Below are 21,777 nucleotides of genomic sequence, written 5' to 3'. Positions count from 1 at the left end.
ATGTCTACGCTTACCGCCCCGCTCGACAGTGCCCTGACCAAGAGCCGTCGCCGAATTATTCCATTCGTGGCCCTGATGTTTGCCATGGCCATTATCGACCGTTCTAACGTTGGGTATGCCAAGCTCGCATTGCAGGCCGACACAGGGATCGGCGATGCGGCCTTTGCTCTCGGCGCGGGAATCTTCTTTATCGGCTACGCGCTTTTCGAAGTTCCCAGCAACCTGATCCTTCATCGTATCGGTGCACGGATCTGGTTGAGCCGAATTATGGTGACTTGGGGCCTTGTCTCGGCTGCCATGATGTTTGCTCAAAGCGAAATGTCCTTCTATATCCTCCGCTTTCTGCTGGGCGTGGCCGAGGCAGGCCTGTCGCCAGGTGTCGTCCTGTATCTCACTTACTGGTTCCCTCATCGCCACCGCGGTGCGGCGTATGGGCTCTATTACTTTGGCGTACCGGCCTCGCTGCTGCTGGGGGGCCCTGTCTCCGGCTGGCTGCTGGAAATGCACGGCGTATTCGGCCTGCGCAACTGGCAATGGATGTTCGTGGTGGAAGGACTGCTTGCCTCGGTCATTGGCGTGATTGCGTTTTTCTACCTGCCGAACCGCCCGCGGGATGCACGATGGCTGACCCGGGACGAGAAAACGGCACTGCACAAGGCTATCGAACAGGAGGAGACAGACAAGAAGGAACATAGCCCTTCCTCCTGGAAGGCAGCCCTCGTCAACCCAAAGGTCATGTACTTCGTACTGATCTATTTCACTATCCAGGTAAGCGTTTACGGCGTCCTGTTTTATCTTCCGGCGCGCATCGCTCAGCTGCTCGGCACCAAGATCGGCTTTGAGGTTGGCATGCTGACGGCCATTCCCTGGCTATTCACCCTGGGTGCACTGTTCATGGTGACTCGCTATGCAGACCGCACCGGCAAGCATCGCCAACTGGCAGTGGCCATGCTGCTGCTCGCCGCAGTGGGCATAGCAGGATCGACGGTTATCGAGAGCATCGTGCCCGTTCTGTTTGCCTTCTGCCTCGCGGCTGCCGGCTTTATCACGGTTCAGCCGCTCTTCTGGACGCTTCCCACCCGCTACCTGGGCGGTGTCGCAGCAGCCAGCGCAATTGCCCTGATCGGTGCGCTGGGCAACCTGGGCGGCTTTCTTGCGCCCACCCTTAAAACCTATATGGAACAGACGTTCGCCAATCCCCACGCCGGCATGTACACCCTGGCAACTGTCGCCCTGCTTGGCGCAGGCCTGCTGGCCCTCGGGGGAACCACCGTTCAACGCCAGGACGCCGGTTTTGCTGTACCACCAAATGACCTCAACGCTGCACAACGATAAGAACCACGGAGAGCTGTCATGTTAGTCAACCAAACCAGAACGGCCACACCCGTTGCCAGCCAGGAACGCTCGGGCTATCAATGGGCATTCATCCTTGTCACCAGCCTGTTCTTCATGTGGGGCCTGTCGTATGGCCTGCTGGACGTACTCAACAAACACTTCCAGGAAACGCTGCACGTCACCAAGGCGCAGTCCGGCCTGCTTCAGGCGGCGTACTTCGGCGCCTATTTTATCGTTGCCCTGCCCGCCGGGATCTTCATGGGCAAGCGCGGCTACAAGGCCGGCATCCTGGTCGGGTTGTGCCTGTATGCCCTGGGTGCCTTGCTATTCGTTCCGGCAGCGTCTTCAGCCAGCTTTGCCATGTTTCTTTTTGCCCTGTTCATGATCGCCTGCGGTCTGGGCTGCCTGGAAACGGCAGCCAATCCCTATGCCACGGTTCTAGGCGATCCGAACGGAGCCGAGCGCCGCCTCAATTTCGCCCAGTCTTTCAACGGCCTCGGTCAGTTCACCGGCCCAATCCTGGGCGGCACCCTGTTCTTTTCGGCCACCAATAGTGCAGGTACCGCCTCCTCCGACAGCCTGGGTTCGGTCAGCATGATCTACGTAGGTATCGCCGCTCTGGTCCTGATGATCGCCGTGCTCTTTGCCAAAACCACTCTCCCTGACCTTCGCAATCAGGAGGAAGCCGTTGCCCGTCAGGACAGCCGCACACTCTGGCAGCACAAGCATTTCGTTGGCGGCGTCATCACCCAGTTTTTCTACGTGGCGGCGCAGGTAGGTGTGGGTGCCTTCTTTATCAACTACGTAACCGAGCACTGGTCCGACACTTCCAGCCAGTCCGCGTCGTTCATGCTGTCTATTGCCATGCTGTGCTTCATGCTGGGCCGTTTCTTCAGCACCTGGCTGATGGGATTCATCGCGCCGGCTCGTCTGATGATGATCTATGGCGTGATCAACTTTTTCCTCTGCGGTCTGGTGGTGGCCGGATTCGATGGCATTGCCGTGGTGGGTTTAATCGCCGTGTTCTTCTTCATGTCGATCATGTTTCCCACCATCTTTGCGCTGGGTGTGAAGAACCTCGGCCCACACACCAAGCGCGCCAGCTCCTTCATGATCATGGCTATCGTGGGTGGCGCGATCATGCCCTACTTCATGGGCCTCATTGCCGATATGAGCAGCACTGCGTATGCGTACTCGCTGCCCATGCTTTGCTTTGCCCTGGTGATCTGGTACGGCGCCTCGCAGCAGCGCAGCGCCTGACCACCGAGCGGGCCAGGTACGCCTGGTCCGCTTCATCGCCTCCTTACTGCCTTTTATCTCTGCTCAATCGGTTGAACGGCTCAAGCACGGTCCGCCTGCTGGATTTATCCGCCTGGTCTGGATACCCTTATGTAACGTGAAATTCATCACGCATCTTCAACGTCAGTACCGTCGTTTCGAGTCCTGCAAGGAAGCATCATGGGCACACACGACCGCGGTCAACAGCAAGACGATGGGCACAAGCCCATGCTTGTGCATGAACCAAATCCTGTCACCCGACCACTCAAGCGCCGCCGTACATTAACCTTGGCTCAACTTCTGTGGCTGGCGTTGCTGCTGTTTGCCAGCCTGCTGGCCTGGAATGCGCTGGAAGACATTGAACAGCTGCAAGCCCCTGTCACGCTGCTTGAGCCCGCTGACGGTATCGATACTCCCCCTTCGGCCCAGGGTCTTGTCGATCTTTCGCTGGATCAGACCGAAATTGCTTCTTCTGCTGACCTGACCTGTATGCGAAGCGACGGCGAGACCGATGACTCGATCATTCGCTGTCATCTGGGAAAGCCACCGTACCCTCATCAAGGGGCGGTCCCCAGAGCCTACCGCGCCCACCATGATCACCTGCCACGGGCGCTCGTCTATCCGGCCGACCCGGTACGGGAAAGCGAGCAGCACTGGGTTGAGGCATGGGGCAGCAGTGAAAGCTATCTGGCGGCCTGGGAAATTGTTAACAACCGCATCGACGACACTAGCGTATGCGGCAACTACCGCAAGGATTCGGTCGGCTATAGCGAATGCCGCAAGGGCGCCAAGGAGTACTTCAGACAAAAGTGCCAGGACTGGCGCGTCCGCCACGATAAGGATGAGCAGAACAAAAGCAAGTGGATGGAAGAACGGTACTGCTCGGCCAAAAGCCATTTCGATCCGATGGGCTAACACCGCCTAACACGTCAAGTCCGTCTTATAAGCAGAACCCGTTCACCAATTCGGCTGATCCCGCTCGCCACGCTTTCCAATCCCCTATATACGGTGCGCCGGCTGACCTCTGGTTGCAGGTCGGCTCTACTCCATTTGAGCTCATAGGGAGATCTCATGCTCAAGCGTAACCCCGCGGTTGCCCTGTTTTTCACCCTGATATACGCCTGCCTGCTGTCCGCCTGCTCCAACGAAGAGGCGCAGCGCAAGGCATTCATTGAATTCCTGCAAACCCGCATCATCGATAAGCCCGGCGTACACGTTCCGGTTCTTCGGGACGAAGACAAGAACCTCTTTGGCGAATACAGCGCCCAGTATGCGGCGATGCAGCACTTTCACGAGTCCCTCAACAAGCGAACCGAAGACTCGCTGACCACGGCGATGAAGCAGATGAACATCAGCTCGATGGGACAGGCTATTCAGCGCCGCGAGGATATTCAATCTGCCCAAAAAACGTTAAACGAGCTGCCGGCGCTGATCAGCGAAGAACAGGCGAAGGCGGATGAAGCGCGTAAATCCTTCAAGCAGCCGGAAGATCTGAAGGCTGTCTATGACAAGGCCTATGATCGAGTCGTCACCCAGCCGGCCGAAGCCATGAAAAACATGATGCCGGTTGCCAGCGAGACCCTGACGGCAACGCTCGAAGCGCTTGATTACATCAATGCCCATCAGGACGTGATCAAGGTCAACGGTGCCATGATCGAAGTATCCGACCCCGCTATCCAGAAAGAACTGAACACCCGTCTCCAGGCCCTGAACACCAAGGCCCAGGCGACCATGCAGGCTCAACGCAAGATGGTAGCGGTCGTTTACGGTCGCGGGTAGGAAAGTCGGTGAAGAAAGGCTGGACAGCGGCTCTCTGCCCAGCCTTTTCATGGGTCAACTGGGGACAAGCGGAGTATCCGGGTCAATCACGTCAGGGTTATCGGTCACGTCATCCGGGTGATCAATGATCCCATCAGGCCCTACTGGCTCATCGGGCCAGGGCGACTCCTGGCCACCGCCTGGGTTGATCGGGCTTGGATCCATCGCGTGAATGGACGCCAGCAGTTCATCACTCATAATGCACCTCGCATTCTTATCTGTTAATGAATGTTACTCTGTTGGATAGCCGTTCACGGCAAATGTTCGAGCCAGACGCCTGTCACAAAAAATTCATTAATTTATCAAGCCGATAGAATATTTATCGCATTAAGTTTTTTGCTATTTCAACGACACAGTGACGAGTACCTCCCTCTCTCGAGACACTGTGATGCTTAACCGTTCCCTGCGTGCTCAAGTTCTTGCCTTGCTCTGCGGCAGTCTCTTGCTGCTCATGGCTATTTCAATCGTTTCCTTCAAATTTCTTTCCGGGAGCGTTCAACGCTATCAAGGCCTTCTGTCCAATGAGATTCGTAGTGTTTTGCTGATCGACGAAGCCAACCTGAACTTTAAAACCCAAGTTCAGGAATGGAAAAACGCCCTCTTGCGTGGCAAGGATGACGCCAAGCGCGAAAAACACTGGAATGCCTTCCAGGCAGAAGAGCAAAAGGTTCAAGCATTCCTGTCTGACCTGAGCAAGCAGCCGTGGTCAGACAGCGCTATCGCACAAGCCATTCAAGGTCTGCAGGCCGAGCACAAGACGCTGGGTACAGCCTATCGCACAGGTTTCGAGCGCTTCAGGGCTGCCGGCTTCGACCCGGGGGCGGGTGACAAGGCCGTTGCAGGTATCGACCGTAGCGCCACCGCCCAGATGGCCGATCTTGTCACCAAATTGCACAAGCACAGTGACGAACTGTCCGCCCAAATTAGCGCGCAGGCTGACACCACCTTCCTGACAGGCCTGATCGCCTTGATTGGGGGCGGTATCGCCATCCTCGTTATCAGCCTGTGGCTGGTCAATCGCCGCCTGGTCGTACCGATCAGTGAGCTCATCGGCCATATCAATCAGCTCAGTCATGGCAACTTCAGCGTAAATATCCAATCCAGCCGCCAGGATGAACTTGGTCGACTGGCGGGAGCCGCCAGCATTCTACGTAACTTCCTGTCCGATACATTCACACGTCTCAAGCAGAGCACCCAGGACCTGGACTCTGCCAACCGCGACCTGAACGCCATTGCCAACCAGATGGCTCAGGGCAGCAACGAGCAGTTCTCCCGTACCGATCAGGTGGCAACCGCCATGCATGAAATGTCGGCTACTGCCCAAGAAGTCGCACGTCACGCAAGCGAAGCCTCCCTTGCTGCTACCGAAACCGATCAGGCTGTTCAGCGCGGTAGCGTCGTCATGCAGGGCACCATCAAGACCATTGTCGACATGAGCGACGAGATTGCCGGTACGGCCTCTGTCATCAATCAGCTCGAAGAAGACAGCGTGCGTATCGGCAAGGTAATGGAAGTCATCCACGGCATTGCTGAACAGACCAACCTTCTCGCGCTTAACGCGGCCATCGAAGCCGCCCGCGCCGGTGAGGCCGGTCGCGGATTTGCGGTTGTGGCCGATGAGGTCCGTAACCTGGCGCGTCGCACAGCCGACTCGACCAACGAGATCAACCAGATCATTGCCAACGTTCAGACCGGCACTGCCAACGCGGCCAAGGCCATTCAGAACGGTCAGAGCATCAGTGAGCGCAGCGTCACGCAGGTGAAGGAAGCTGGCGCGATTCTGGACACCATCTCGGTCTCGGTCGACTCGATGCGCGCCAAGAACATCCAGATTGCGGCAGCAGCGGAGGAACAGACATCCGTCAGTGAAGACATTGCTCGTAACCTGACTGAAATTACGGCCATTGCCAGCGCCAACCAGGCCCAGGTTGAAAAGACGCAAGACGCTGCGGTGCACTTGCAAAACCTGTCCCAGGGACTGGCCGAGCTGACCAAGCGCTTGGGCGCAGCCTGATTGACCTACAGCCATCCGCCCCCTATAGGCTGATGGCTGGTTTCAGGTAAAAGCCAAACGTGCCATTCGTCCCTACCGCGAACGGCTTTCCCGTGGACTACTCTAAATTGTCTTTAGCGGGAGCCCTGGCATGAAAAATCTCCGGCATACCGACAGCGCACACGTTACGCCTAGCAAAACCACGCCTTTACCCTCCCGCTCCGGCCCGCTTGTGTGGGGCTCCCTGGCCGTCGCGGCATCAGCCATGCTGGTCCGCCATTACAGCCGTCAGGCGGAAAAGCAGCACCCACCGGCAGGCACCTTTATCGAGGTGGATGGTATCCGGATCCATTACGTCGAATACGGTGAGGGACAGCCCCTTGTGCTTCTGCATGGCAACACGACCATGGGTACTGACTTCGAGTTGAGCGAACTGGTCGAACACGCAGCCCGTACCTATCGGGTCATCATCTTTGACCGCCCAGGGTATGGCTACAGTGAGCGCCCGTCGTCTATTGTCTGGGGTCCGCTCGAACAGGCCCATTTGCTCAATCGGGCCTTTGCCGCAATGGGTATCGACCGCCCTATCGTTCTCGGCCATTCCTGGGGCGCATTGGTGGCCATGGCGCTGGGGCTCGACTTCCCGCAGTCTGTCCGAGGCCTTGTGCTGCTGTCCGGCTATTATTACCCGACCGTTCGCCCTGATATTCCCATGGCGGCTTTGCCGGCCATCCCCGGCGTGGGTGACCTCATGTGCCACTCCGTTTCACCGCTGCTGTATCGCAGCATATGGCCACTCATGATGAAGCGAATGTTTGCACCCGCCAAAGTGCCCGCCCGCTTCAAGCGATTTCCGGCCTGGATGGCCTTTCGTCCTGTGCAGCTTCATGCCAGCGCAGCCGAAATAGCCCTGATCATTCCCGCAACGCTACAACTCAAGGAGCGTTACAAAACGCTGACAGTACCCTCCATCATCATGGCGGGACGCGAGGATCGGCTGGTTCATACCCATGTGCACTCGGGCAGGCTGCATACCGAGTTGCCGGAGATGGATTTCCGTGTCATCGAGGGCGCCGGGCATATGCTGCATCACTTGGCACCGCAGGCAGTACTCGACGCTATTCATACCTTGGCCGAACAGACACCGTCGGGTTGAACCTGTCTGGAGAGTATTCATGAACAGGCGCCGGGCTCAGGTAATATAGGCGCCTTTTCCTGTAACGCGACGCTCAATGAACTCGATACCAGCCCGCATCATCTTCTCCAGCGCCCTGCTGCTCCTGGCTTATACCGCCTTGAGCCATACCCGCCTGGGCACGCTGCTCATCCCTATTCGTGACGCACAAACGCCCGACAAGCAGGTGGTGCTGACCGTTGCTGTTGCGACCTTCGTATTGGTAGTCATGCAGATTGCCGCCTGCGTTCCCCTGGGCTTTCTGAGGGATCGCTTCTGGGCCAGCGCAATGGCGTGTGTCCTGCGAGTGCCGTCGTGGCTATTCACTTCTATCAGTGCGGTCATGTGCCTGAACGAAGCGCTGGCTAATCCTGCCTATTGGGCACCCTGCCTTGCGTACGCCGCCGCAGCGGCCGTGATCCTGTGGCAGGACTACCGGCTGCTCAAAAGCGCCCGTGTCAGCCCTCGCGCCTGAAACCGTCGGGTCCTACCTGCTAGTTATGCTTTTAACGTCAGTCTGAGCGGATGATCACGCAACGTAAGGCTTCACTGATCTTTTGAAACAACTCCGCCTCGCAGGCAGTTGTCGGAACGGGGCACTCTCGCGTTCCATCCCTCGGACAGACCTACACGTGAAGTGTCAGAGATAAACAAGTCATAGGGGATCTCAGACGCAATGACCGCTACCGAAACCCGCCGCGCCCTTCTGCTGATCAATAAACGCGCCCGCCGTGGGAGTGAATCCTACACGCCTATCGTTGAAAAGCTCAGGCAAGGCGGAATAACCGTAGTCGAACCTACCGGAGGGGAAAACCTTTCCATCAGCGAGAAGATCAGACAGGCCAAGGGATGCGACCTGATCATCGTCGGCGGCGGCGACGGCACGTTGAACGCCGCAGCTCCCGCCCTGATTGAGGCTGGCCTGCCCGTCGGCCTCCTGCCGCTCGGCACTGCCAACGACCTGGCCAAGACACTGAATATTCCTCAGGACCCGCTCGAGGCCATCGACATCATTGTGCGGGGGCAGCTGCGAGCCATCGATGTAGGTGTCGTCAACGATCATGTCTTTCTCAACGTCGCCAGCATTGGCTTCAGTGCCGATCTGGCTGATCAGCTGACCGCGGATATCAAGAAGAAATGGGGCAGTCTCGGCTATGGCCTGACCGCCTTTCGGCTACTGCGCCGCTTTCGCCGTTTCACTCTGTATATCGAACATGACGGACAGGTGGAAAAGGTCCGAACGGTCCAGGCATCCGTGGGCAATGGCCGTCACTATGGCGGTGGCATGACGGTGGAAGAATCCGCAACCGCCGACGATGGACGCCTGGATTTCTATAGCCTTGAGGTCAGGCATTGGTGGGAACTGATCGCATTGCTGCCCAGCCTGCGCAAGGGCACCCATGGCAAGGCAGATAAGGTCAGGGCGTTTCAGACAACCGCTATCCGGCTGAACACCCGCAAACCCATGCCTATCAATACTGATGGTGAGCTGACCACCTACACGCCCGCTCTCTTTTCTATCAAACCCAAAGCGCTCAGGATCTATCGTCCATAGAGCGCACCTATCGAACCATGGGTGAAAGAATCGGAAACACTCGCACCTGCCTTATTCAGCTTCAGTTAAGCCCACCCCCCGTAGGCTATACGCCCAGAATTCTGAACCTGACCTAACATGCAGAACGCTCTCTCCTCCAAAACGATGGCAACGGCCTTGGCCTGCTTGCTAGTGGCAGCCGCGATAACCGCAGGTGCCCAGCAGCGCCTGTTTGAGCAGGTCTGGTTCCGTCTGGAACAGCGCTTCAGCTCCGAGGAGGCCCAAGGGCAGGCCCTGTGGTTGCCTGATTACCATGTCACAATCGATGCCAAGCCACTGGGTAATGACGAAAACATGTCAGCGCTGACCTTCGACGCCAGCCGCCAGACGCTTTTTACAGTGACCAACAAGGACTCGCACCTTATCGAGCTTTCGCTCTCCGGTGATGTACTGCGTCGTATTCCGCTCCGGGGTTTCGGTGATCCGGAAGCGATCGAATACGTTCGTCCCGGCGTCCTCCTGATTACAGAGGAACGTAACCATCGTCTGATCGAAGTGCATGTCAATGATCAGACCCAGGTCATCGATATTGCCGACCCAGCCAATGCCAAACAGTTTTCGCTCAGCGCAGCGGATAACAGCAACAAAGGTTTCGAGGGCTTGGCCTACGACCCCAAGGAGCAGCGCCTTTTTGTTGCCAAGGAAAAGGACCCGGTCCGCATCTTCGAGATCAACGGCTTTTTGACCGCCTCGCCCGACCAGCCGATCGACATCGACGTGCATGTCAACGCACAGCGCGACCGGGATTTGTTTGTGACCGACCTGTCCAGCCTTCACTATGATACGAGTACAGGCCATCTGCTGGCCTTGTCTGATGAATCCAAGATGATCGTGGAAATGGACGCCAACGGTAAGCCGGTCAGCTCCTTCAGCTTGAGGGGTGGTAATCAAGGGCTTGCCAAGGATGTTCCCCAGGCTGAGGGCATGACAATGGATGATCAGGGCAACCTGTATGTGATCAGTGAGCCTAACCTGTTCTACGCCTTCAAGAAGAAGTCATAGGCCTTGTCGAGCTCTTTATCCGCAAGGCTCTGGTGAGCCTTGCGCTGCCGGGTTACGCTGTACGGCGTTTCCATCCTGCCTGTGTCCTGAATGAAAGTCACCCTCGTTACGTATCTGGTTCGCTACCCGTCTGCAAGCCTGTTACTTATCCAGCTATTGGGCATCGTGCTCTTTCCCTTCATGGAGAACATGCCGGGTGGGCGAGCCGTCTTTGGTGCGTTTGGTGTCATCGTGCTGGTTGCTGCCCTGCGTATGGTTCGCCGCAGCCCAATGCTCCACTCGATCGCTTTCATTCTGGCCGCGCTCATTCTGTGCTTGGCTATCGTCAGCGAGATCTGGCCCAACCAGGCCGTTACGGTCGCCTCCGCCCTGCTGGAAGGCGCCTTTTACTTTTATGCCGCCGCCAGCCTGATTGCCTACATGATGGAGGATCAACGCGCATCGACCGATGAACTGTTTGCGGTAGGCGCAACCTTTACTCTGCTGGCGTGGGCGTTTGCCTATACCTTTACCGTCTGCCAGCTGCTCCTGCCGGGCAGCTTTACCGCCATGCAGAACCCTGAGGCACCACGGACCTGGATGGAACTGCTGTTCCTGAGCTTTACCACGCTTTCCGGCGTAGGGCTGGGTGATGTTCTGCCTATTTCACCGCTTGCCCGCGGGCTGGTAATGCTCGAAGAGTTTGCAGGCGTCATGTATATCACATTAGTAGTGGCTCGCCTGATCAGCCTGACGGTCATCAAACGCTAGAACCAACCGGTCGACCCTTACAAATGACAGTCTGGCTTTTAGCACCTGACACACCGATAGCCCATCGATATCATCCCGCCTACATACCTGTTACCCAGACAGGCCGACGGTTGGGCAGCCGGCGTGATAGACAGTCTCTCAAGTGCTGGATAGACTGGGCCGTTCACTAATCCCCTCCCTTTCCAACGTCATTCATTCGTGACCTGATCGTGAGCGAAGCTGTGCCTGTGTGCTGCTACTCATGGCAAGGCATTGGCCCCTACCGCCAGGTACCTGGCGTACCGCACCCTTCTTTTTATACCGGCATGACTACCATCGAAAACGAACATCTGCGTCTGCGTATCGCCAAACTCGAAGCCGAGAATATGGCGCTCAAGGCCGTTGCCGAAACGACTCACCAACAGAACCAGCGCCATCAGGATATTCTGAACAGTGCTGTCGATTTTGCGATCATCACAACCGACCAGTGCGGTCGCATTACTCACTGGAACTCTGGCGCAGAGCAGGTCTTTGGCTGGACAGCCGAAAGTATACTAGGAACCTCTATCAATCGCCTATTCACCGTAGAGGACCAACTCCAGCAGCGCGCCGAATGCGAGATGCAACGCGCCCTGGAAAAAGGTCGCGCCAGTGATGAGCGTTGGCACCAGAAAAGGACGGCGCCCTGTTCTGGGCCAATGGCGAAATGATGCCGCTCCGGACAGCTGATGGCGCTCATCTGGGTTTTCTGAAAATCCTGCGCGATCAGACCCGCCAGCAAAAAGTGATTGAAGCTCAGCAGGCCGACGCCGAGTTCCTGCGCAGCGTGTTGGCCTCCTCTGACGACTGCATCAAGGTGCTCGACCTTGATGGCAGCCTGCTTTACATGAGTCCAAACGGCCAGGAGGCTATGGAAGTCAGCGACTTCAATGCCATTGCGGGTTGCCCCTGGCCGACTTTCTGGCAAGACAAGGGGAGCCAGGAAGCGAAAGAGGCCATGACGCTGGCCCGCGCGGGTCAGGTTGGCCGGTTCATCGGGCAGGCCAATACCCTGGCAGGAACCCCTAAGTGGTGGGATGTACAGGTCACGCCTATCCTCGGCTCTCATGGGAGGCCTGAAAAGCTGCTCTCCATTTCGCGGGACATTACTGCGAATCACTCTATCGAGAATGCGCTACGCATCTCTCGCCAGATGAACAGCCTTATTCTCAATTCGAGTCAGGATTGCATCGTGATCATGGATCTCGAAGGGCATACCCAGTTCGTGAGCCCCGGCGGTATTGAGTCCATGGAGATTACGGACCTCTCTTGCGTATTGGGTAAGCCGTGGCTCCGGGTATGGAAAGACGCAGATCTGGAGGCGGCACGCAACGCCATCGCAAATGCTCGCGCGGGAGGGACAGGACGCTTCCAGGGCTACTGCCCTACCCACACAGGAAAACCCAAATGGTGGGATATTGCTATTTCCTGCATACCAGGCGCAGACGGCACGCCTGAAAAACTGCTCTCCATTGGCCGCGACATCACCGAACGCACCCGCGCTGAGCTGGCGCTGAAGGAAAGCGAAACCCGCCTGGCTTCCATTTTCGACGAAGCCTCGGTAGGCCTGTCCGAGATCAGCCTCGACGGCCGCTTTCTACGGGTCAATGATGAGCTCTGCCGCCTGTTGGGTCGCTCTCGCACAGAGATGTTAAGCACAACCGCAAAGACCGTTACCCTGGCTGAAGACCAGCCCAGGACGCTCGAGGCGCTTCAACATGTCCTGGCCACCCGACAGCCGACTCGCCTCGACAAGCGCTACCTCCGACCCGATGGCACTATCGTCTGGGCCAATAGCAATCTGACCTGTCTGAACGATGATGAAGGCAACCCACACTCGATCATTGCCGTGACCATTGATCTCTCGGCTCGCAAGGCAGCCGAAGACCGGCTCAAGGCCAGCGAGAGTCAGTTGAGGGAGCTGAACGAGACGCTTGAGCAACGTGTCGAGGAGCGTACCCGCGAGCGCGACCAGATCTGGCGCAGCACGCCAGACCTGGTTTGCACCGCCAGCCCGGAAGGCTACTTTCTCAACCTCAACCCTGCCTGGAGCGAAACCCTGGGCTGGTCGGAGCAGGAGCTGAAGGCACGCCCCTACAAGGATTTTCTCCACCCAGACGACTTGGAACATACCGTGCAAACCAAGCGGCTACTTGCCAACGGCCAGGCCTTGTCAAACTTCGAGAACCGCTACCGGCACAAGGATGGCAGCTATCGCTGGTTATCCTGGAACTCCCAACGTCGTGACGGGCTGTTCCACAGCATTGCACGTGATATCACCACGATAAAGGCGCAGGCCGAAGCCCTGCATCAGACGGAGGAACGGTTGCGCCATAGCCAGAAAATGGAGGCCGTAGGACAGCTCACCGGCGGTCTGGCTCATGACTTCAACAACCTGCTCACCGGGATTTCCGGTAGCCTGGACCTGCTCAAGACGCGCCTGACCCAAGGACGCTTGAACGATCTGAATAAATACATCACCGCTGCTCAGGACTCTGCCAATCGAGCCGCGGCCCTGACCCACCGATTGCTGGCCTTTTCCCGTCGCCAAACGCTCGACCCCAAACCCACCCAGGCCAACCAGCTGATCGAAGGCATGCGTGAACTGATCACACGTACCGTAGGGCCAGCCGTGTGTATCACGACCGATCTCAGCGAAGCACTCTGGCCCACGCTCTGTGATCCCCATCAGCTCGAAAACGCCCTACTGAACCTGTGCATCAATGCACGAGATGCCATGCCGGATGGTGGTCGATTACTCATTCGAACCGAAAATCGCTACCAGGATGAGGCCAGCGCCCATGAGCGCGACATGAACCCCGGGCAGTACATCGTGACGGAAGTATCCGACACGGGCACGGGCATGTCGCCGGAAATCATGGAGCGTATATTCGATCCATTTTTTACAACCAAGCCCATCGGCATGGGCACTGGACTGGGTCTTTCCATGATCTATGGATTTGCCAAGCAGTCCGGCGGTCAAGTGCGTGTCCTGTCCGAACCCGGTAAGGGCACCACCATGAAAATTTATTTGCCTCGCTATGCAGGTGCGGTCGAAGCCGGCGCGCAGCAGACCGGATCACGGGAGGCGCCCCGCACGGAAAAGGGTGAAACCGTACTTATCGTTGATGATGAGCCCACCGTACGCATGCTGATCAAAGAGGTACTCGAGGAGCTGGGCTATAGGGCAATCGAAGCGGCTGACGGCGCGTCAGGGCTTGACATACTCTCCTCTTCCACCCATATCGATCTGCTGATTTCGGACGTAGGATTGCCAGGGGGCATGAACGGCCGCCAGATGGCCGATGCCGCTCGCCATCAACGTCCGGACCTGAAGGTACTATTTATTACCGGCTATGCAGAAAATGCGGTAGTAGGCAATGGTAATCTGGAGAATGGCATGCATCTCATGACCAAACCTTTTTCCATGGAGTTGCTGGCAACCCGCCTGGAAACTATCCTCAAGAGTTGTTGAACAATGCTGAATGCGGCCTCAAGAAAATGGAGCGCCAACCGCTATATACCTAATGCTTGACCATTTTGCAGTTTGGGTAGGGCGTTCTGTCACTTGTCAGGATTACGCTACGGCCTCAACCTGAACGAGTCGGGACCTTATCGCAATCGGTGTGTCCAACACGAGTGACTACGGATCATTTACGCACGTGCCCTTACACGTCGTAACCTCCGTTCTATATCCTTAGCGTGGCAAGCCCAAGTCATAGACTTGAGTTTGAACAGGTACCGGAATCTTGCAGCAAAAGAAAGAAACGCTCTTTGATCGCTTGCAACAGTGGGTATTACGCCATGAATGGCCTACCCCCCTGCGCTATGCTGTCGCCGGGGCAGCTGTCATTGTCAGTGCAGGCGTTCGTCTGGCCCTGCCTGTTCTGGGCCTGCCGTACCTGCTGTTCATTCCGCTTCTGATGATTATCGGCTTCACGCTGGGCCTGGGGCCCGGTCTTTTCGCCACCGTCGTTGCCGCCCTTGCAGCGGCCTACCTGTTTGTCTCTACCCCCTTCACGTTCGATCTCGATCTGCTCCAGTGGGCAGCCAACGCCCTGTTCATCCTCGTCAACTTCGGCATCGTGGCAGTGTGCGCTGCACTCAGAAAGAACCTGATTCGCCTGAACGATCTGATGGACACGCTAGAGCGTCGCGTAGAGGAACGTACCCGTGAGCGCGACCAGATCTGGCAAACAACCCCTGACCTGGTGTGTACGACTAACGCTGCTGGCTATTTTGTAAGCCTTAACCCGGCGTGGACTAAAACCCTTGGCTGGTCCGACCAGGAGATGCATTCCAAACCCTTCAGTGAATTTGTCCACCCGGACGATGTAGAGCGCACCGCCCAGGCACTGCACATGCTGCAACGGGGCGACACGGTCTTTCGCTTTGAGAACCGCTACCGGCACAAGAATGGCACGTATCACTGGTTGTCCTGGAACGCCGTGGCTCGAGGGGATCAAATTTATGCCACGGTGCGCGATATTTCGCCTGAAAAAGAGCAAAGCGAAGCACTTAACCGTGCCGAAGAATTGTTGCGACACAGCCAGAAAATGGAAGCCGTAGGTCAGCTTACTGGCGGTATCGCTCATGACTTCAATAATCTGCTGACAGGCATCTCCGGTAGCCTCGAGATGATCCAGATGCGTGTAGCCCAGGGTCGCGCTACGGATATCGATCGGTATATTACCGCCGCCCAGACGGCTGCCAGCCGCGCGGCTTCCCTGACCCACCGGCTGCTGGCCTTCTCCCGTCGCCAAACGCTCGATCCCAAACCGACCCAAGCCAACACACTGATCGAAAGCATGCAGGACCTGATCGACAGGACGGTAGGCCCGGAGATTACGGTAACCACTAGCCTTTCCTCTGATCTCTGGTCAACGCTGTGCGATCCGAACCAATTGGAAAGTGCCCTGCTCAATCTATGCATCAATGCACGAGATGCCATGCCCGACGGCGGCCAGCTGACGATCCGTACCGCCAATATCTGGGTCGATGAGCGTGATGCTCATGAACAGGACATGCTCTCTGGGCAATACGTTGCCATAGCAGTCATGGACACTGGCATTGGCATGACCCCAGAAATCGTAGCGCGGGCATTCGACCCGTTCTTTACGACCAAGCCCATCGGCATGGGGACCGGCTTGGGCCTGTCCATGATTTACGGATTTGCCAAGCAGTCAGGCGGGCAAGCACGCATCTATTCCGAAGCTGGCAAAGGCACCACGGTCTGGATCTATCTGCCGCGCCATCTGGAAGAGAGCAAACCAGAGCCTCAGCAGACTGAACTGATGCGCGCCCCACGTGCCAGCACCGGCGAGACCGTTCTGGTTGTTGACGATGAGCCGATGGTGCGCTTGCTTATCACCGAAGTGCTCGAAGAGTTGGGCTATGCCGCCATCGAAGCGGCCGATGGTGCTTCGGGGCTGAAGATACTGCTCTCCGATACGCACCTGGACCTGCTGATTTCGGACGTGGGCCTGCCCGGCGGCATGAACGGGCGACAGATGGCCGATGCGGCCCGCCAGGCACGCCCTGATCTCAAGATACTGTTCATCACCGGCTATGCGGAAAATGCAGCCGTGGGAAATGGCAACCTTGAGGCAGGCATGCACGTTATGACCAAACCATTCCCAATGGAATTGCTGGCCAGCCGGATCAAGGAAATTATTCTGGAGGACTGATTGTGGCTTGCGCACTGCCAGCGGAGGCGCTAATGTTTCTTAATCATTTGCCAGCTGTTGGCTGACGCTACCATGAATCATCTGCATACAGGCCAGTTCTCCTCCTTGTCCGCACCGGACGTGGCGTGCCTGCATGCGCGTTTCTCCCTCGCACCACCTGTCGTATCCCCTCCGGTTGTCGTGGCAGTAGTCGCTGCCTGATGACGCTCGGCTGATTACAGCCGTTTTCTTTCTCCAGTCTTGATCGGAACTGCCTACCACAGGCCGTTGGCTGGAGCCTGCTTTTCGTACTGACAGGTGAAATGACAATGCTAGGTTCATTAAGAACCCTGCTTGTGGCCAATAGCGCCACAGGGTTGTTCGTGCTGCTCTGGAGCAGCGGCGCGTTATTCGCTCACGTAGGCGTTACCCACGCCCCCGCATTCGCGTTCCTGCTGTTACGCTTCATCATTGCGTTTACAGTGCTCTTGCTAATGGGGCTCTGGCGGCGACGCTGGTTGCCATCGCCGGGCTCTCGCAGCCGGGTAGCTCTCACCGGAGCGCTGCTTATCGGCGGCTACAGCATTTGTTATCTGTTGGCTCTGGATAAAGGCGTTACGCCGGGAGTCCTGGCTACCCTTCTGGGTGTACAACCCATTCTTACCCTGGTGTTGGTTGAAAGACGATTATCACCCCGTCGGCTGGCGGGCCTGCTGTTGGCCCTGGGTGGACTGTCTCTGCTCGTCTACCGCAGCCTGGCGATGGCGCATCTATCCTTGAGTGGAATTCTGTATGCGCTGGCAGCGCTCTTGTGCATGTCGATTGGTGCCATTCTGCAGAAAGGTCTGAGTCAGCCCCCGGCAGACGTCCTGCCGTTGCAGGTCGGTATCAGCCTAGTGCTCTGCCTGCTTTTCGTCCCCTTCCAGCCCATCAGATTTGAGTTGTCCTCGGAGCTTGTGACATCCGTTCTCTGGATGGCCGTCGTCATCTCCGTTCTTGCACAGCTCCTGTTTTATCGACTCGTACAAGCCGGCAATCTGGTAAACGTAACCAGTCTGTTTTATCTGGTGCCACTTGTGACAACGCTGTTGGATTACCTGATTCTTGGTCACCGGGTCGACGCACAAGGTGGTATGGGAATGGTGGCCATCCTTATAGGGCTGGTATTAGTATTCCGTCAAAATAAACCTACCAATAATTGACGCAGCCGTGCCAGAAGGACGGTTTCTACCGCTCTTCTGGCACGGGCTTATTTATTGAGGTTTCGTAATAAACAGGTCTGATACGTGTTTTCCATCCCTCTTTATAGGCTATGGATGCAACGCATCAGACTCAATAACGACAGGACGGCCTGGCATTAGTTGGGCATTGCGATCGTGACAACCAACAAGATACCGAACAAGGTGGAAAGTGTGGCAAACCAAGCCGTAGAGCTGGGTCTTTTACGAGGATATCCGCGGTTTGTTTTTGAAACAGCTGGATATGCAGATTCTGAGTTCATGTCTCTCAAACTGAATAATAGAGTTGCCCGTCAACGACTTCACGGGTAGATGAAGCCAAACGGCGAGCCATAGTGTTCATGCAAGGATGGCTCTACAAGCAAGCGCCACGGTTCAGGACGCCTGTCTCCTTGCACGGCGCATAGATATATCAAACTTTTCAGAGCAGAGAGAGCAAGAGATGTTTGCAAGTTTTTGCATGAAGCGAGGGTTTGAAAGAGCCGGTCCTGGCAGGCAGGACCGAAACAGGAGGGTATACAAGCGGCGCATGCTCCTTTGTTTCCCCCTTCTCTCACTGAGACATCTATTTCCAGACGTGTTCAGGTCAATAGCCCAACAGCCCCTGCGCAGCATCCAGACTGCTTATCTCCACGCCGGTGGACAGCGCCGCGAAGAGCACTACCATGTAGCGCGCCATTTCCAAAGCGTCCGCCTCCTCGCAATCCAAGGTAAGGTCCTCTACGTCCCACAGGGGACAACTGACGCACATGGTTTTCTCGTGGGGGTTGTAGGACAGGTGAATCCCCAGGCGTATCTGAAGTCGACGTGACTCACCGTCGTCGATATGGGGAAGCCACTGGAAGCTCTCGCCGTTTTCATCCCTGACGATGGGTATGTCCTGCGCCCAATCGATTACCTTCCAACCTAGGGCTTCGGCCGCCAGAGTCAATTGCTGGCGTTGATCAAACGGATCGCTGTCGGTTTCTAAAGCCATACTGTTACTCCATCAGGGCAATGCTGTACTACTTAAAGCATAGCTGGCTGCTTCAAACAGGCTGAACTTGGCAGATAAGCTGTCGGCTCCGCCTGCGACACAGACATTTGGCAACGTCGAATCCTCAAGCAGATCCAGCATTCTCGTGAGCCAAAAAGACGAGCGAGTCGCCATATCCAGCCCGCACTGCTGGCAGTGCCCTGCCATGTCCGCGCCTCTCTGTACAACCGATCATCGGCCATTGATACCTAGACGAGCATAGCGCTCCAGATTTATCAAGCCGGGCCGATAGCCTCCTATCAGTCCGCGGCAATTGATTGCCGTGTCGTATTTGTCTCTGTCGGTTTGATGTCTTTATGAAATGGTCTTTGCGTAAAAAGATTGCTCTATCCTCCAGCACTGCGGTACTGCTGGTGGGCGCCAGCCTGACCGGTATGAACTTCTGGAACAGTCAGAAAAGCCTGGAAATCCACATTGCAGAACAGGTCAGCAATGCCAGCAGGACGTTCAGCGCCAACGTGCGTTACTGGCTACAAAGCAAGGAGGTGGTGCTCCAGGCTGTGAAGGCCACTGACGACCCGTCTGCCATGCTGTCGATTCTTAATCAGGCCAAGATTTCCGGCGGTTTCGACAACGTCTTTTTTGCTCGGGCCGATGGCAGCCAGGTGAACGCCAACGGTGTAACCCTGCCGCCAGACAATAATGACCCTCGCAAATGGAAGTGGTACCAGCAGGCGCTGGTCGCGCCAAACAAGGTCTACATCTCGACGCCGACTATTGCGGCGGCTACTGGCAGCCACGTGCTGTCCTTAGGCCGCTCCCTGCAGCAGAGCGGAAACGCGCTTGGGGTGGTAGGCGCTGACGTCAGCATGACCGAGATCCTTGAGCAGCTGAAACAGATCAAGCTTCCTGGCAATGGCTCGGCCTTCTTTGTAGACAAGGACGGCACCATTCTGGGCCACACGGACACGGCCCTGCTCGACAAGAAGGTCAGCGACCTGATGACGGAGCTCACCCCTGCCACCCTGGCGTCATTGGCTGCCAGCAAGGGTACGCAGCACTTGCTGGACCATAACGGTGAGCGTTTGTACGCTGTCCCGATCGATCATGATGGAGAGATTCTCATCATGACGCTGGACGACGCTGTTCTGACCGCCCCGCTCTATCAGCAACTGTGGGTGAGCCTGGGCGCATTCGGCGCTATCCTGGTTCTGTCGCTGATCGCCATCAACATGCTGTGCGCCTGGCTGCTACGCCCGCTGGGCGTGGTCTCCCAGGGACTTCAGGTAATCGCCCATGGCAATGGCGACCTGACCAAGCGCATCCCTCAACAGAGCCAGGACGAGGTGGGCCATCTGGCCCTGCACTTCAACCAGTTCGTGGCCAGTCTGCATGAACTGGTTACGCATATTCGCCATCAGGCGGTGGAAATCGGCCAGGAGTCCACGACGGTGCTAAACAACAGCACATTGTCGGTCGCTGATCTGGGGCGTCTCCAGCAGGAGCTGACACTGGTCGCAACAGCAGTCACCGAAATGGCTTCGGCTACCCAGGAAATTGCGGGCAATGCCGAACGTACGGCGCAATCGGCGCAGCAGTCTACCGAAAGCAGTCAGCAAGGTCTGGAGCTGGTTCGCAAGACCCAGACCTCCATTACCGATCTTGCCCAGGAAGTGGCGGAAACAACCCAGGTCATCACTGAGCTCAGCCAGCACTCCCAGTCCATTTCCAGCGTCTTGACCAGCATCCAGAGTATCGCTGAGCAGACCAACCTTCTGGCCTTGAACGCAGCGATTGAGGCGGCGCGGGCAGGCGAGCAGGGTCGCGGCTTTGCGGTGGTGGCTGACGAGGTGCGGACTCTGTCGCAACGCACCCAGGCGTCTACCCAGGAAATCCAGACGACTATCAGCAATCTGTTGCGTGTAACACAGGATGCAGTCAGCCGGATGGACAACAGCCGTCATCTCGCTGAACGCAGCGTAGCGGATGCCGATCAGGCGTACGTGGCGCTGGAGCAGATCACCCAGTCGGCCTCGCTGATCTCGGACATGTCGATGCAGATTGCAGCGGCGGCTGAGGAACAGACCTCCGTGACGGAAGAAATTACCCGTAACGTGGTAACCATTAAATCTTTGGGTGATACCCTGGCTGAAAGCTCAGTGCAGGCGGAGCATCAATCCCGCTCACTGCAAAGCCACGCCGGTGATTTGAACGAACGCGTGTCCCGCTTCATTCTGTAACCCTGCCTTGCTGTCCACTCCCTTGCCAGGGAGTGGACCCTCTTCTCAACCCATCCGTCTAACACGGTCGTGAATGACCTTCAGGGCTTCCCGAAATACCCAGTGCCACTGGGACGATGCGGCTCGACCAAGCGGGTACCAAAAAAAGCGAAACTCCAATCCGCCTCCGTCGATGGTGCGATGGACCCAGCCCTCAGGTAACTCGTACGCGCTTTCGCACAGGTGCATCGACCATACCTGTTCCTGATAGCCAGAGACCCATGTTCCTAGATCCACAGGCCATTCGGACACTTGGATACCTGACTCTTCCCATAGCTCCCGCAACGCAGCCTCAGCAGGTAGTTCACCCGGCTCGATAGACCCTTTGATCAACTGAAGCCCTGCCAAGGGGTGCTCGAACGCCAGTATCTGCAGTTCGCTTTTATGACGCAGTACGACCGGACATGCCTTAACCGGACTTGCTGAAGCATCGTTATTTGCCAAGGGCAGCCTTGTCATCGCACGTCGACCTGGTTCAGCTGACGCCTCAGCCGATCGTTTTCCCTCTGTAACGCTGTGATGTGGTAGCGCAAATCCTTGATGACACTCAGGTGATAGCGGTGCTCAAGCTCCAGCGCTCGGTAGCGCTGCATCAGTGTGCCTGAGTCTGCCATAGCCAGGGATTGGGAAAGATCGTCTGCTGGAGACATCGGTAC

20 protein-coding genes and 2 pseudogenes are annotated in these 21,777 nt (G+C 56.9%); 18 read left to right on the top strand and 4 right to left on the bottom strand.

What is annotated here, in order from left to right:
* From AC4LF3_RS05805 to AC4LF3_RS05790, 4 genes are all read left to right on the top strand, one after another.
* Positions 1-1,335 carry an MFS transporter gene (locus tag AC4LF3_RS05805; RefSeq protein WP_286787001.1) on the top strand — a complete coding sequence of 445 codons (1,335 nt, stop codon included), beginning with the start codon at positions 1-3 and terminating at the stop codon, positions 1,333-1,335.
* An 18-nt stretch (positions 1,336-1,353) separates the two neighbouring features.
* Complete coding sequence (gene fucP, locus AC4LF3_RS05800) at positions 1,354-2,595, top strand: L-fucose:H+ symporter permease (protein ID WP_491834925.1); 1,242 nt, start codon at positions 1,354-1,356, stop codon at positions 2,593-2,595.
* A gap of 198 nt (positions 2,596-2,793) precedes the next feature.
* The gene (locus tag AC4LF3_RS05795) at positions 2,794-3,528 is read left to right on the top strand and encodes a hypothetical protein (protein ID WP_491834924.1); all 735 of its coding nucleotides are present in this window, start codon (positions 2,794-2,796) and stop codon (positions 3,526-3,528) included.
* A 156-nt stretch (positions 3,529-3,684) separates the two neighbouring features.
* Positions 3,685-4,392 carry a DUF3053 family protein gene (locus AC4LF3_RS05790; RefSeq protein ID WP_491834923.1) on the top strand — a complete coding sequence of 236 codons (708 nt, stop codon included), beginning with the start codon at positions 3,685-3,687 and terminating at the stop codon, positions 4,390-4,392.
* Positions 4,393-4,446: 54 nt separating this feature from the next.
* Here AC4LF3_RS05790 and AC4LF3_RS05785 read toward each other — a convergent pair whose 3' ends face one another.
* Positions 4,447-4,629: a hypothetical protein gene (locus AC4LF3_RS05785; RefSeq protein ID WP_010797496.1), complete on the bottom strand. Its 183-nt coding sequence runs from the start codon at positions 4,627-4,629 to the stop codon at positions 4,447-4,449.
* Positions 4,630-4,819: 190 nt separating this feature from the next.
* Here AC4LF3_RS05785 and AC4LF3_RS05780 point away from each other — a divergent pair.
* From AC4LF3_RS05780 to AC4LF3_RS05725, 12 genes and pseudogenes are all read left to right on the top strand, one after another.
* A pseudogene (locus tag AC4LF3_RS05780) lies at positions 4,820-5,557 on the top strand (HAMP domain-containing protein); the annotation flags it as partial.
* Positions 5,558-5,674: 117 nt separating this feature from the next.
* Positions 5,675-6,445, top strand: coding sequence for a methyl-accepting chemotaxis protein (locus AC4LF3_RS05775; protein ID WP_404627792.1), 771 nt, complete (start codon positions 5,675-5,677; stop codon positions 6,443-6,445).
* A 130-nt stretch (positions 6,446-6,575) separates the two neighbouring features.
* Positions 6,576-7,580, top strand: a complete 1,005-nt coding sequence (locus tag AC4LF3_RS05770; RefSeq protein WP_074827744.1) for an alpha/beta fold hydrolase — start codon at positions 6,576-6,578, stop codon at positions 7,578-7,580.
* Between the two features lie 76 nt (positions 7,581-7,656).
* Complete coding sequence (locus tag AC4LF3_RS05765; RefSeq protein ID WP_491834922.1) at positions 7,657-8,073, top strand: hypothetical protein; 417 nt, start codon at positions 7,657-7,659, stop codon at positions 8,071-8,073.
* A 201-nt stretch (positions 8,074-8,274) separates the two neighbouring features.
* On the top strand, positions 8,275-9,153 hold the full coding sequence (locus AC4LF3_RS05760) for a lipid kinase (protein WP_219652841.1): 879 nt from the start codon (positions 8,275-8,277) through the stop codon (positions 9,151-9,153).
* 117 nt (positions 9,154-9,270) lie between these two features.
* Positions 9,271-10,194, top strand: a complete 924-nt coding sequence (locus AC4LF3_RS05755) for an SdiA-regulated domain-containing protein (protein WP_258019875.1) — start codon at positions 9,271-9,273, stop codon at positions 10,192-10,194.
* A 90-nt stretch (positions 10,195-10,284) separates the two neighbouring features.
* Entirely contained in the window at positions 10,285-10,944 is a 660-nt protein-coding gene (locus AC4LF3_RS05750) for an ion channel (protein ID WP_219652842.1), read from the top strand.
* A gap of 209 nt (positions 10,945-11,153) precedes the next feature.
* Positions 11,154-11,633, top strand: coding sequence for a PAS domain S-box protein (locus AC4LF3_RS05745; RefSeq protein WP_491834921.1), 480 nt, complete (start codon positions 11,154-11,156; stop codon positions 11,631-11,633).
* Positions 11,585-14,437, top strand: a complete 2,853-nt coding sequence (locus tag AC4LF3_RS05740; RefSeq protein ID WP_491834920.1) for a PAS domain-containing hybrid sensor histidine kinase/response regulator — start codon at positions 11,585-11,587, stop codon at positions 14,435-14,437. The genes AC4LF3_RS05745 and AC4LF3_RS05740 overlap by 49 nt, the downstream gene beginning before the upstream one ends.
* 274 nt (positions 14,438-14,711) lie before the next feature.
* A complete protein-coding gene (locus AC4LF3_RS05735) occupies positions 14,712-16,649 on the top strand; it encodes an ATP-binding protein (protein ID WP_239382924.1) in 1,938 nt (645 codons plus the stop codon).
* A gap of 72 nt (positions 16,650-16,721) precedes the next feature.
* On the top strand, positions 16,722-16,850 hold the full coding sequence (locus tag AC4LF3_RS05730) for a hypothetical protein (protein WP_258019876.1): 129 nt from the start codon (positions 16,722-16,724) through the stop codon (positions 16,848-16,850).
* Positions 16,851-16,957: 107 nt separating this feature from the next.
* Positions 16,958-17,830, top strand: coding sequence for a DMT family transporter (locus tag AC4LF3_RS05725; RefSeq protein ID WP_491834919.1), 873 nt, complete (start codon positions 16,958-16,960; stop codon positions 17,828-17,830).
* A 622-nt stretch (positions 17,831-18,452) separates the two neighbouring features.
* Here AC4LF3_RS05725 and AC4LF3_RS05720 read toward each other — a convergent pair.
* Complete coding sequence (locus AC4LF3_RS05720; RefSeq protein WP_074827758.1) at positions 18,453-18,842, bottom strand: hypothetical protein; 390 nt, start codon at positions 18,840-18,842, stop codon at positions 18,453-18,455.
* Positions 18,843-19,198: 356 nt separating this feature from the next.
* Here AC4LF3_RS05720 and AC4LF3_RS05715 point away from each other — a divergent pair.
* Positions 19,199-20,227 (top strand): annotated as a pseudogene (locus AC4LF3_RS05715) (HAMP domain-containing protein); the annotation flags it as partial.
* 150 nt (positions 20,228-20,377) lie between these two features.
* Entirely contained in the window at positions 20,378-21,082 is a 705-nt protein-coding gene (locus AC4LF3_RS05710) for a methyl-accepting chemotaxis protein (RefSeq protein WP_371106382.1), read from the top strand.
* A gap of 45 nt (positions 21,083-21,127) precedes the next feature.
* Here AC4LF3_RS05710 and AC4LF3_RS05705 read toward each other — a convergent pair whose 3' ends face one another.
* Positions 21,128-21,580 carry an NUDIX hydrolase gene (locus AC4LF3_RS05705; protein WP_074827761.1) on the bottom strand — a complete coding sequence of 151 codons (453 nt, stop codon included), beginning with the start codon at positions 21,578-21,580 and terminating at the stop codon, positions 21,128-21,130.
* Positions 21,577-21,771, bottom strand: a complete 195-nt coding sequence (locus AC4LF3_RS05700) for a hypothetical protein (protein ID WP_010797482.1) — start codon at positions 21,769-21,771, stop codon at positions 21,577-21,579. Before AC4LF3_RS05700 ends, AC4LF3_RS05705 begins: the two co-directional genes overlap by 4 nt.
* Between the last annotated feature and the right edge of the window lie 6 nt (positions 21,772-21,777).

The sequence above is a fragment of the Pseudomonas sp. C2.3V genome, from assembly GCF_058536325.1.
This window is presented reverse-complemented; position numbering and strand designations above follow the sequence as displayed.